Origin of the sequence: Novosphingobium mathurense (assembly GCF_900168325.1) — a bacterium.
Classification (GTDB): domain Bacteria; phylum Pseudomonadota; class Alphaproteobacteria; order Sphingomonadales; family Sphingomonadaceae; genus Novosphingobium; species Novosphingobium mathurense.
This window is the reverse complement of record NZ_FVZE01000002.1, coordinates 676,129-688,504: the sequence shown is the minus strand read 5'-3', so window position 1 is coordinate 688,504 and position 12,376 is coordinate 676,129. Positions and strand designations below refer to the sequence as shown.

11 protein-coding genes are annotated in these 12,376 nt (G+C 64.7%); 4 read left to right on the top strand and 7 right to left on the bottom strand.

Features of this window, described 5'->3' with window-relative positions:
* The 6 genes from B5483_RS10110 to B5483_RS10085 form a co-directional block, all read right to left on the bottom strand.
* Positions 1-1,212: a toxic anion resistance protein gene (locus B5483_RS10110; RefSeq protein WP_079730218.1), complete on the bottom strand. Its 1,212-nt coding sequence runs from the start codon at positions 1,210-1,212 to the stop codon at positions 1-3.
* Between the two features lie 112 nt (positions 1,213-1,324).
* On the bottom strand, positions 1,325-2,167 hold the full coding sequence (gene fdhD / locus B5483_RS10105) for a formate dehydrogenase accessory sulfurtransferase FdhD (protein ID WP_079730378.1): 843 nt from the start codon (positions 2,165-2,167) through the stop codon (positions 1,325-1,327).
* A gap of 45 nt (positions 2,168-2,212) precedes the next feature.
* Positions 2,213-3,064: a formate/nitrite transporter family protein gene (locus tag B5483_RS10100; protein ID WP_079730217.1), complete on the bottom strand. Its 852-nt coding sequence runs from the start codon at positions 3,062-3,064 to the stop codon at positions 2,213-2,215.
* 69 nt (positions 3,065-3,133) lie between these two features.
* Positions 3,134-3,973, bottom strand: coding sequence for an S-formylglutathione hydrolase (fghA, locus tag B5483_RS10095; protein ID WP_079730216.1), 840 nt, complete (start codon positions 3,971-3,973; stop codon positions 3,134-3,136).
* Positions 3,974-3,977: 4 nt separating this feature from the next.
* Positions 3,978-4,361, bottom strand: a complete 384-nt coding sequence (locus B5483_RS10090) for a VOC family protein (protein ID WP_079730215.1) — start codon at positions 4,359-4,361, stop codon at positions 3,978-3,980.
* A 21-nt stretch (positions 4,362-4,382) separates the two neighbouring features.
* Positions 4,383-5,495 (bottom strand): S-(hydroxymethyl)glutathione dehydrogenase/class III alcohol dehydrogenase, encoded by a 1,113-nt coding sequence (locus B5483_RS10085; RefSeq protein ID WP_054945987.1) that lies wholly within the window; start codon positions 5,493-5,495, stop codon positions 4,383-4,385.
* A 95-nt stretch (positions 5,496-5,590) separates the two neighbouring features.
* On the opposite strand from B5483_RS10085, the gene B5483_RS10080 reads away from it, so the two are divergent.
* A complete protein-coding gene (locus B5483_RS10080) occupies positions 5,591-6,487 on the top strand; it encodes a LysR family transcriptional regulator (protein ID WP_054945986.1) in 897 nt (298 codons plus the stop codon).
* A gap of 102 nt (positions 6,488-6,589) precedes the next feature.
* On the top strand, positions 6,590-7,333 hold the full coding sequence (locus B5483_RS10075; protein ID WP_079730214.1) for an enoyl-CoA hydratase/isomerase family protein: 744 nt from the start codon (positions 6,590-6,592) through the stop codon (positions 7,331-7,333).
* Between the two features lie 2 nt (positions 7,334-7,335).
* Here B5483_RS10075 and B5483_RS10070 read toward each other — a convergent pair whose 3' ends face one another.
* Positions 7,336-8,154: a TetR/AcrR family transcriptional regulator gene (locus B5483_RS10070; RefSeq protein WP_245828918.1), complete on the bottom strand. Its 819-nt coding sequence runs from the start codon at positions 8,152-8,154 to the stop codon at positions 7,336-7,338.
* Here B5483_RS10070 and B5483_RS10065 point away from each other — a divergent pair.
* Positions 8,035-9,213, top strand: a complete 1,179-nt coding sequence (locus B5483_RS10065; protein WP_139383951.1) for an efflux RND transporter periplasmic adaptor subunit — start codon at positions 8,035-8,037, stop codon at positions 9,211-9,213. The genes B5483_RS10070 and B5483_RS10065 overlap by 120 nt on opposite strands.
* 6 nt (positions 9,214-9,219) lie before the next feature.
* Complete coding sequence (locus B5483_RS10060; protein WP_079730212.1) at positions 9,220-12,375, top strand: efflux RND transporter permease subunit; 3,156 nt, start codon at positions 9,220-9,222, stop codon at positions 12,373-12,375.
* Position 12,376: the final 1 nt, after the last annotated feature.

Here is a 12,376-nt window from a genome sequence, read left to right as displayed (position 1 = left end):
TTAGTCCAGTGCCTCCAGCATCGACTTGACCGCCTTGCCGTCGCCCGCTGCCGCTCCTTCGGACTGGCCCTGCGCCCGGGCGATATAGGCCTTCGACTTGCCGATCTCGCCTTCCAGCGAAGTGACCGTCTGCTTCATGCTGTCGAGAGCCTGAAGCTTGAACGTGTCGATCGAATCCATCGTGTCGTAGATGTTCTGGAACGCACGGCTGAGCGTCTCCAGCGGGATCGTCGAACTGGCCGCCTGCTGGTGAATCTGCGCGGAATTGTCCTTCAGCATCTGCCCGGTGGCATCGATGATGTTGGCGGTCGTCGTGTTGAGCGCAGTGATCTGGTCGAGCACGAGACGCTGGTTGGTCATCGCCTGCGCCACGGTAACGGCGGTGCGAAGCGCGCCGACCGTGGTGGTCGAGGCCCGGTCGACGCCCTTGATCAGCTCGACGTTGTTCTTCTTCACGAGGTCCAGCGCCAGGTAGCCCTGCACCGTGACCGCCATCTGCGTCAGCAGGTCCTGCGTGCGCTGGCGGACGTAGAACAGCGCGGTTTCGCGAACGGCCTTGGCCTTGGCCGGATCGGTGTGATCGAGGTCCGCCGCCTTCTGCTCGAGCGTCTCGTCGAGGGCCTTGGACATGAACACCATCTGTTCGAGCTTGCCCATCGCCTTCCACAGGTTCTGGCGCTCGACGTCGATGGCGGCATTGTCCATCAGCAGTTCGTCCTTGCCGCCCTGCAGGCGCGTCAGGATCGCGCTGATGTGGCTTTGCGCGCTCTTGTAGCTGTCGAAATAATGGCGCAGCTTGTTGCCGAACGGGATGATCCCGAAGAGCTTGCGGCGGGTGGTGAGGTCGCCCCGCGTCGACGGGTCGAGATCTTCCACCGTGCGCCGCAACTCGGCGAGATCCGCGCCGACGCCGGTCGTCTCGTCCATCGCCCGGATCGGGCGGTCGAGAAAGCGGTTGGACTGCCCGGCCGCCTCGGCGATTTCCTTGCGGCCCATGTTGGTGATCTGGTCGACCCGGCGGCCGAACTCGGGCGAGTTGGAATCCTGCGCGACCAGGTCCTCGACGAATTCGTCGACACGCACCTGCAGGCGGGACTTCTGCTCCTCGTCGACCGGCACGAGACCGGCAGCCTTCTCGGGCTTCACGGCGGGCACGGGATCGGGTGGAGTCAGCTTGAGCTCTTCAGAAGCCTGATCCGTCGCTACCGCCATGTACTGTCACCTTCTTGCCTGCGAAATGCACCAAGTCGCTGTGAAGTTAGGTTTGGTACCGGCCGAGTACAAGGAAAACAGGCCCCCGGGCGCCGCCCTTGGTCGGATCGCATCAACGCTTGCTCGAATCCGTCTCTTCCGCCCCGATCCACAGCATCGTGTCGTCCCGCGCCAACACGGCAAGGTTCAGTCCCGAGGCCCGGGCCCGGCGCACTGCAAGGTCGGTCGGCGCGGAAATCGCCACGAGCAGCGGGCAACCGGCCCGCACCGTTTTCTCGACCAGTTCATAGGAACAGCGCGAGGTAACGACGATGAAGCCCTGCGCCGGGTCGATGCCCGATCGCGCCATGGCGCCGACCAGCTTGTCCAGCGCATTGTGGCGGCCGACGTCCTCGCGCACGAGCGTTACGGTGCCCTCGGCGGTGCAGAAGGCCGCGGCATGCGTCGCCGAAGTGCGCCGCCCCAGCTCCTGCTTCTCGCGCAGGGAGCCCAGCGCAAGGCGGATGGCTTCAGGGCGCACGGGCGGCGCGGTCGGCAACCGGGGTAGCGGGCGCAGCGCGGCTTCGACGCCCTCGATCCCGCAGATCCCGCAGGAACTGTCACCCACCCGGCGGCGTGCGCGTTCGAGAACGGGACCGAGCCGAGCCTCGGGCAGGTTCACCCGCGCAACGTAGCCTTCGCCCCACTCGCCACTCTCGACGCGGTGGACGGCCACCTCGCCCACCTCACCGACTTGCGCGAGACCTTCGGCCATCAGGAAGCCGGTGACGAAATCCTCGATGTCGAGGGGGGTCGCCATCATCACGGCGTAGGCGATGCCGTTGGTCTCGATGGCGATGGGCGATTCCACGGGTATGGTGACCTCGCACGGCTCGCCGGCACCTGTCGTATAGGGATTACGCTCAGCGCCGATCAGAGCCGCGCCGCTCGATCCATTCCTGTCTTCGTCAGTCATGCCACCGTGATAGGCCATGGGCTGCGAAAGGCCATGCCCGAAGGCTCAGATTTCCGCCTGGATCTGGCCATAGGCCAGCAGGGCGAACAGCCCGGTCCCGCCGATGACGTTGCCGATCAGGGTTGGCAGCAGATGCATGCCGATCGCCTGCCCGAAGCTCAAGTCGCCATGAAGCGCCAGCATGAACATCTCGGTCGATCCGGCGATGACATGGGTGAAACCGCCTGCCGCGATCAACCACGCGAATAGGCCGACGACGATGATTTCGAACCCCTTGGAACTGGGCAGCATCCAGACGATGGCGGCCACGAAGAAACCGGCCGGAACCCCGTTGAGCAAGGCTTCCATGCCCCGGCTTTCCGCGGCGTGGCGCGATACCTCGAGCATGGCGGCGGTCAGCCCGCTGTCGGGCGAGCCGATCATGACGGCAATGATCGCACTCGCCATCGTCCCGATCATGTTCGCCAGCAGAACGATCAGCCACAGCCGCCCCGTGCGGTAGAGCCGCGTGCCGTTCGGCCCGGCCAGCAGGGGCAGCACGACGCTCAGGGTGTTCTCGGTGAATAGCTGGAGGCGTGAAAGCACGACGAGGATGAAGCCCATCGCATAGCCCCAGGCGGCGATGATCTCGCGCTGGGGATGGCCTTCATATGCCTCGTAAAGCAGTCCCTGGCACAGGACCGACGTGGAGATGCCGAAGCCCGCAGCGATCCCCGACCACCACAGGGAGGCGGCGGGGCGGTGCAATTCCTCTTCGCCCTCGCGCCGGATGACGGAAAAGACAGTCAGGGCCGAAAGCCGCTGACTGTCCTTGACCTGCGACCTTTCGCGGCGACTCAGCCCGGCTTCGTCCTGCGCAAGCTCCCTGCTTACGTCCTCACGATCGGGATGGGTCATCGCGCGTCTGGTTCCTCCGGCGGATTGCTCCGGAAAAACGCATCAGCACCCCGCGATGTTCCCCTCCCGTCAGGCTTTCAGGCGTTCGGCATGCCAGGCGACATGCTCGGCCATGAACGTCGAGATGAAGTAATAGGAGTGGTCGTAGCCCTCCTGCATCCGGATCGTTGCAGGCTGGCCCGCCTTCTCGCAGGCCTGCGCAAGCAGATCGGTGCGCAGCTGTTCCTCGAGAAACCCGTCCGCCGTGCCCTGGTCGACCAGCAGGTCGGGCAAGCGTGCGCCGTCCTCGATCAGAGCGCAGGCATCGTATTCGCGCCAGTTCGCACGGTCGCTGCCGATATAGCCGGTCAGGGCCTTGTCGCCCCAGGGACAGGACAAAGGCGATACGATCGGCGAAAAGGCGCTCACCGAACGGAAACGCCCGGCATTGCGCAGGCCGATCGTGAGCGCGCCGTGGCCGCCCATCGAGTGACCGGTGATGCCCTGCCGATCCATATCGACCGGGAAGTTCGCGGCAACCAGCTCGGCAAGTTCCTGCTCGATGTAGGAACGCATGCGGAAGTTCTTCGCCCAGGGTTCCTGCGTCGCGTCGACGTAGAAGCCAGCGCCCTTGCCGAAGTCATAGGCTTCGTCGTCCGGCACATCGTCACCGCGCGGCGACGTATCGGGCGCGACGAAAATCACGCCATGCTCAGCGCAGGCGGCGCGAAATTCGCCCTTTTCAGTGACATTGGCGTGGGTGCAGGTGAGCCCCGAAAGATACCACAGGACCGGCAGCCTGGCGCCCGGGGCATGGCCCGGGACGAAGACGGAGAAAGTCATCTCCGTCCCCGTCTGCGCGGACCGATGCCGATAGACGCCCTGGACGCCGCCAAAGGACTTGTTCGTCGAAACGGTTTCCAGGGTCACGGTCTCACTCGCCCTCGGGCAACTGTGTGAAGGCGCAGATCTTGTTGCCGCACGGATCGCGCAAGTAGGCGCCATAGGCATTGCCCGGGGCCTGCGCACGCTTGCCCGGCGCACCTTCGTCGCTACCGCCATTGGCAAGGCCGGCGGCATGGAATGCGTCCACGGCTTCCCTGGTGGCGGCAGCGAAGCCGATGGTCCCGCCATTGGCATGGCATGCCGCATTGCCGTCGGCCGGCTTGCCGACGCCGAAGGCGCCGGTCGGGCTCTGGTAAAAGACGCGGTCGCCGAAGGCCATGCCTTCGCCGATCCCCAGTGCCCCGAGGGCGGCGTCGTAGAACTGCTTGGCCTTCGCCGGGTCGTTGGTTCCGACCATGACATGCGTGAACATCGGGCTGTTCCCTCTTGATGCTTAGTAGACGACTACGCTGCGGATGCTCTCACCCGCGTGCATCAGGTCGAAACCCTTGTTGATTTCTTCAAGGGAGAGGACGTGGGTAATCATCGGGTCGATCTGAATCTTGCCGTTCATGTACCAGTCGACGATCTTGGGCACGTCGGTGCGGCCCTTGGCCCCGCCGAATGCCGTGCCCTTCCAGACGCGTCCGGTGACGAGCTGGAACGGGCGGGTGGCGATCTCCTTGCCCGCTTCGGCAACGCCGATGATGATCGATTCGCCCCAGCCGCGATGGCAGCACTCGAGCGCGGTGCGCATCACTTCGGTGTTGCCCGTGCAGTCGAAGGTGTAATCCGCGCCGCCATCGGTCATCTGCAGGATCTTGGCGATGGTGTCCTCGCGGCTCATGCCCTTGACGTTGAGGAACTCGGTCATGCCGAACTTGCGGCCCCATTCCTCGCGGTCGGGGTTGATATCGACGCCGATGATCTTGTTGGCGCCGGCCAGCTTGGCGCCCTGGATCACGTTGAGGCCGATGCCGCCCAGGCCGAAGACGACGACGTTGTCACCGACCTGCACCTTGGCTGTGTTGGTCACGGCACCGACGCCGGTGGTGACGCCGCAGCCGATGTAGCACGAGGTCTGGAACGGCGCGTCCTCACGGATCTTGGCGACGGCGATCTCGGGCAGCACGGTGAAGTTCGAGAAAGTCGAACAGCCCATGTAGTGGAAGATCTTCTCACCCTTGTAGGAGAAGCGGCTGGTGCCGTCGGGCATGAGGCCCTGCCCCTGCGTCGCGCGGATCGCGGTGCACAGGTTGGTCTTGCCCGAGAGGCACGACTTACACTGGCGACATTCCGGCGTGTAGAGCGGGATAACGTGGTCGTCCGGCTTCACGCTGGTGACGCCCGGGCCGACTTCGCGCACGATGCCGGCGCCTTCGTGGCCCAGGATCGAGGGGAAGATGCCTTCGGAATCGAGTCCGTCCAGCGTGTAGGCATCGGTGTGGCAGATACCGGTCGCCATGATTTCGACCAGGACTTCGCCTTCCTTGGGGCCTTCCAGGTCGACTTCGACGATTTCCAGCGGTTTCTTCGCTTCGAAAGCGACTGCGGCGCGGGTCTTCATGTGCGCAAACTCCTCTTGATCGAAGCGCTTTGTAGGACTCGCAGGTACTGTGATAAAGCGCCCCGCAGGAAAAGGATTATCACAGTACGGAGATAATGGTGCTGGCCAACTGGGACGGTATCGAAGAGTTTGCAATGGTCGCACGGCTGGGCAGTTTCACGGCTGCGGCGCAGGCCTATGGCGCCTCGGTGACGCACATGAGCCGCTCGCTCGCGCGGCTGGAAAGCCGGCTGCAGGCCCAGCTGCTCCACCGCACGACCCGCTCGCTGCGCCTGACCGAAACAGGGCAGATCTTTCTGGAGACCTGCAAGCGCCTGATCGAGGAGCGCGACGAGGCTATCGCTGCGATTGCCTCGCAAGGCGAGCCGAGCGGCCACTTGCGCATCACCTGCTCCTACGCGCTGGGGGAGAAGTTCGTGGCCCCGATCGTGCGCGAGCTGTCGACGACCTATCCCTCGCTGACGATCACGCTCGATCTCGACAATGCCGTCGTCGACCTCATCGCCGATGGCTACGATCTCGCCATCCGTACCGGCCAGTTGAACGATTCCCGGCTCGTCGCCACGCGAGTAGCCTCGCGCGCGCTGATCACACTGGCTTCTCCGGCCTATCTCGCCCGCCACGGTCGCCCCAAGGACATCGAGGACCTGCGCCGGCACGAATGCCTCGTGGGATCGACCGCCCAGTGGCAGTTCAAGGCCAATGCGACTTTCCGCCCGCAGGGACGCTGGCGCTGCAACAGCGGCAACGCCCTGATCGAGGCAGCGCTGGCCGACATGGGCATCTGCCAGGTCCCGCGCTTCTATCTCGGCGACCACCTCGGCGAAGGGCGGCTGGAACCCGTCCTGCCCGACCTCAACCCCGAGGAAGAGCCGATCTGGGCCGTCTATCCCCAGCGCCGTCACCTCTCGCCCAAGGTCAGCGCCATGGTCGAAGCCCTGCGCACGAGCCTGCCCGCACACCTCGCATCGGCCAGCGGCCTCGCCGCTTGAGCCCGCTGCGGGTATTCCCACCCTCGCCACTCGCTCCCGCAAAGGCAGGAATACCAATCGGGTCCGGGCCGAAGGCCTCACTTCATCAACCGGAGTTCGTCCATGTCCCTCCACCTTTTCCGCGAAGGCGCTGTCGCCCGCATCGAGATCGACCGTGCCGAACGCCGTAATGCCTTCCGGCAGGACATGTGGGCACGCCTGCCGGAACTGGTTGCCCAGGCAGCCAGCGACAGCGCAGTCAAGGTCATGGTGCTGACCGGCAGCCAACCGGGCATGTTCTGCGCCGGGGCCGACATCTCCGAAATGCTCGACAATCGCGCAAACCCTGATTGGCTTGCAGCCAACCAGGCAGCGATCAACCGAGCCCAGTACGAACTGACCCGCGCGCCCATGCCGACTATCGCCTTCGTCGACGGGGATTGCATCGGCGGAGGGCTGGGCCTCGCGCTCGCGTGCGACATGCGGCTGGCGACCCGGCGCGCGCGCTTCGGGGTAACGCCGGCCAAGTTGGGCATCGTCTATCCGCTGCACGACACCCGGCTGCTGGTCGATCTCGTCGGTCCGGGACAGGCCAGCCGCCTGCTCTATACCGGCGGGCTGCTCGATGCCGAGGAAGCCTTGCGCATCGGACTGATCGAGGAACTGGCCGAGAGCGCCCATGCCCTTGCCGCTACGATCGCAGCCAATGCCTCCTACAGCCTCAAGGGGCTCAAGCGGATGATCCGCTGGGCCCGCGACGGACAGATCGAGGACGACAAGCGCGCCCTCGACCTCTTCGCCGCAGCCTTCACCGCCCCTGAATTCGAGGAACGCGCCGCGGCCTTCGTGGCCCGCCGGCGCTCATGACTTCACGCCTCTGATCCAAGCCCGCGCAGGATCAGACCGGTCACCAGCCGAGCGGATTCCCGCGCACTGAGGCGGCAGCTCGTCAACTCGCGGTGACCGGAAGAGAACAGGCAGGCAAGCAGCAGTTCTTCGGCACCGTCGAGTTCCGGTTCGTGCAGATCGGGATTGGCGACGAGGGCCATTTCGCGGAAGATCGCGCGATACTGCAGGTTGATGGCGCGGATGGCCTCGGCCACTTCCGGATTGCGATGCCCTTCGGCCAGCACCTCGTGGATCAGCGCCGAATCCTTCTCGACGCTGCTGCGCACAATCATATCCTCCAGCACGGCTCCGATCGTCGCCTCGCCTTTGCGGATGCGGCAGACATCCGAGGTAAGTTCGACAAGCAGGCGCGCGGTATCGGCCTCGATGATGGCACGGATGATATCCTGCTTGCTGGGGAACACGCGATAGATGGCACCGACGCTGACTTCGGCCTCTTTCGCCAGGTCGGCCATGGCCGTCTGGTGAAACCCCCTTTCCGCAAACAACCTGCGCGCGGCAAAGACCACCCTGTCCGCCGCGGTCAATTTCTGTTGCACCGCACAATTGTCGGTCAAATTCCCCTCCAAACTGCTTGACCTTACATTGGCAGAGTGTTTAGAGGGCTGCAAGTGGAATGAACGTTCATTCCATAGATCCTTGATCCCCCCAGGGTGAACATGACCTTTAAGAACGCCTCCTCCATGGTGCTCGCGCTGGCTCTTCTGGCTGGCTGCAGCTCGTCCGAACAGCCGCAGCCCCAGGCGCCGAAAGTCGGCGTCGTCAAGCTTGCCGAACAACAGGTGGAACTGACGACGGACCTGCCGGGCCGCATACAAGCTTCTGAAACTTCTGAAGTTCGTCCGCAGATCAGCGGCGTGATCCGTCAGCGTCTTTTCGCCGAGGGCAGTTACGTCAAGGCCGGACAGGTCCTCTACGAGATCGAGGACGCGCCCTACCGGGCCGCCCTGGGCACGGCGCAAGGCAATCTTGCCAACGCCCAGGCCAGCGTGCGCGCAACTCAACTGCAAGCCGACCGCTATCGCGATCTTGTCGAGATCAACGCCGTCAGCAAGCAGGAATACGACAATGCCGTGGCCGCCGCGCAGCAGGCCAAGGCCAATGTTGCATCGCAAAAATCTGCTGTGGATTCGGCCCGCGTGAACCTGAACTTCACGCGCATCCGGGCACCCATCTCCGGGCGGATCGGCCGTTCGTTCTATACCCGCGGCGCACTGGTCCAGACCGGACAGAGCGATCCGCTGGCAACGATCATGAGCACCAGCAGCGTCTACGTCGACGTAACCCAGTCCGCCGCGCAGATCCTGAACCTCAAGGAAGCGCTGGCAAGCGGCGGTCTTTCCCGCGAGACGAGCGACAGCGCCCGCGTCAAGCTCATCCTGCCCAATGGCAAGACTTATCCGATCGAGGGCCGACTGCAGTTTGCCGAAGTCTCGGTCGATCCCGAGACCGGAAGCGTCGCCTTGCGCGCCACCTTCCCCAACCCGGACGGCATGTTGCTGCCCGGCATGTTCGTGCGGGCCCGGCTCGTCGAGGGGGTGAAGCAGAATGCCATCCTGGCCCCGCAACAGGGCATCAGCCGCGATCCGCGGGGCCGTGCCACGGCGCTTGTGGTCAATGCCGAAAACAAGGTGGAGATGCGCCAGGTGAAGGCAGAGCGCCCGATCGGCGACAAGTGGCTCGTCACCGAGGGCCTGAAGCCCGGCGACCGGCTGATCGTCGAGGGACTGTCCGGCGTGCAGCCGGGCGCCACGGTCACTCCGGGAGCCCCGCAGCAGATCACTGCCGCCAGGGCTCCTGCCCTCGCCAAGTCCGCAACCGCCACCGAAAAGCACTGATCCGGCATGTCGCGCTACTTCATCGACAGGCCGATCTTCGCCTGGGTCATCGCCATCGTCATCATGCTTGCGGGCGTCATCGCCCTGCGGGTCCTGCCGGTTGCCCAGTTCCCTACCATCGCCGCCCCCGCGGTAACGATCAGTACGGCCTATCCCGGGGCCGATGCCCAAACGCTCGAGAATACAACCACGCAGCTGATCGAGCAGCAGATGAAGGGCATCGACAATCTGCGCTACTTCTCGTCGACAAGCGATTCTGCGGGCAACCTCGCAATCACATTGACCTTCGATCAGGGCACCGACCCCGATACCGCGCAAGTCCAGGTCCAGAACAAGCTGGCACAAGCCACCCCGCTTCTGCCCGAGGACGTCCAGCGCTCCGGCCTGCGCGTGGCGCGCGCGGCCAAGGACTTCCTTCTGGTCATGGCGCTCTATTCCGAAGACGGATCGCATGACCAGGTCGACATCGGGGACCTTATCTCGACCAAGCTTCAGGATCCGGTAAGCCGTGTCGATGGCGTGGGCGATACCCAGCTGCTGGGCGCGCCCTATGCCATGCGTATCTGGCTCGATCCCTACAAGATGGCCAACCTCAAGGTGACGGTGTCGGACGTCACGGCCGCAATCAAGGCGCAGAACGCCCAGATTTCCGCCGGCCAGGTCGGCAGCCTGCCCGCTCCCGAGGGACAGGCGCTCAATGCCACCGTCACCGCGCAGTCGCGCCTGCAGACGCCCGAGCAGTTCCGCAACATCCTCCTGCGCACCGACAAGAGCGGCGCCAATGTGCGCCTGTCAGACGTCGCCCGCGTCGAGATCGGCGCCGACAACTACAGCTTCCTCGCCCGCTTCAAGGGCAAGCAGGCCGCAGCCCTCGCCATCAAGCTCGCTCCCGGCGCCAATGCGCTCGACACAGTCGAAGGCGTAAAGGCGGCAGTCGCGAAAGTCTCCAGGCAGTTCCCGGCCGATATCAAGATCGAGTACCCGGTCGACAACTCGACCTTCATCCAGCTCTCGATCAGCCAGGTCGAACACACGCTGTTCGAGGCCATCATCCTCGTCTTCGTGGTCATGTTCCTGTTCCTGCAGAACTGGCGCGCCACGCTCATCCCGACAATCGCGGTCCCGGTCGTGCTGCTGGGCACCTTCGCCATCCTGCTGGCCGCCGGCTTCACCATCAACACGCTGACGCTGTTCGGCATGGTGCTGGCCATCGGCCTGCTGGTCGACGACGCCATTGTCGTCGTCGAGAACGTGGAGCGCCTGATCCAGACCGAGGGGCTCAGTCCCAAGGAAGCCGCGCGCAAATCGATGGACGAGATCAGCGGCGCTCTGGTCGGCGTCGGCCTCGTGCTCTCGGCGGTGTTCCTGCCGATGGCCTTCTTCGGCGGGTCCACGGGCGTCATCTTCCGCCAGTTCTCCATCACCATCGTGTCCTCGATGGTGCTCTCGGTGCTGGTCGCGCTGATCCTGACCCCGGCCCTGTGCGCTACGATCCTCAAGCCATCGCGCGAGGATCATGGCGAGCGCGGCGGCTTCTTCGGCTGGTTCAATCGCACGTTCGACCGGGGCGTCGAACGCTACAGCAACGGCCTGCGCCGGGTGGAGCGCAACTGGAAGCGCTCGCTCGCCGTCTACGCGATGATCGTCGTGGGCATGGGCGTGCTGTTCTGGCGCCTGCCCGGCGGCTTCCTGCCCGATGAAGACCAGGGTTTCCTTTTCGCTCAGGCGATGATGCCCTCGGGCACGACGATGGAAGAAACCCAGCGCACCGTCGACCGCATGACCGACTACCTGCTCAACGACGAAAAGGACGTGGTCGATTCGATGCTCAGCATCGGCGGCTTCGGCTTTGCCGGACAGAGCCAGAACGTGGCCATCGCCTTCGTCAAGTTGCGCCCCTGGGAAGAACGCCAGGGCGAGGGCATGAACGTCACCGCGCTGGCCCAGCGCGCCAACGTGGCCTTCCACAAGCTCGGTGTAGGCCAGATCTTCGCGTTCGCCCCGCCGGCCGTGACGGCACTGGGAAATGCCACCGGCTTCGACTTCGAACTGAAGGACGAAGGCAACCTTGGCCACGAAGCGCTGATCGCCGCGCGCAACCAACTGCTCGGCATGGCCGCGCAGGACAAGCGCCTGGCCATGGTGCGTCCCAACGGAATCGAGGACACCGCACAGCTCAAGCTCGACGTCGACAAGGAAGCCGCAGGCGCCTTCGGCCTTTCGATCGCCGACATCAACGCGACGCTCAGCACCGGTTTCGGCGGCAGCTACGTCGACGACTTCATCGACCGTGGCCGCGTCAAGCGCGTCTACGTCCAGGCCGGCTCCGCATTCCGCACGGAACCGGAATCGCTCGGCAATCTCTTCGTGCGTGGCACCGGAGGCGAAATGGCGCCCCTCGCGTCATTCTCGTCGAGTGACTGGGGCTACGGCCCGTCCCGCCTCGAGCGCTACAACGGCGTTTCCTCGGTCGAGATCCTCGGTTCCGCCGCTCCCGGCTACAGCACGGGCGAAGCCATGGAAGCGATGGAAGAGCTGGCGGCCAAACTTCCGCCCGGCATCGGCTACGAATGGACCGGCATTTCCTACGAGGAAAAGCTGTCGGGCAGCCAGGCCCCGATGCTCTACGCGCTTTCGCTGCTGGTCGTGTTCCTGTGCCTTGCCGCTCTTTATGAGAGCTGGTCGGTGCCGATCGCAGTCGTTCTCGTCGTGCCGCTTGGCGTCGTGGGCGCCTTGCTTGCCGCAACCTTCGTCGGCCTGGACAACGGCATCTACCTGCAGGTGGGCCTGATCACGACGATCGGCGTTTCGGCCAAGAACGCGATCCTCATCGTCGAGTTCGCCGAGGAAAAGATGCGCGACGGCCTTGGCGCCGCCGAAGCGGCACTGCAGGCAGCCAAGCTGCGCCTGCGCCCGATCCTCATGACCTCGTTCGCGTTCATCTTCGGCGTGCTGCCGCTGGCGGTATCCAGCGGAGCGGGCGCCGGTGGCCAGAACGCCATCGGCTGGTCGGTCGTGGGCGGCATGCTCTCGGCCACGGTGCTGGCGATTTTCCTCGTGCCGCTGTTCTTCTTCGTCGTGAAGCGGATCTTCCGTCAGGACCAGCCGAACCGCGAGGCACATGCCGCTGCCATCGACGAAGCACACATCGAGCAGGATTGAT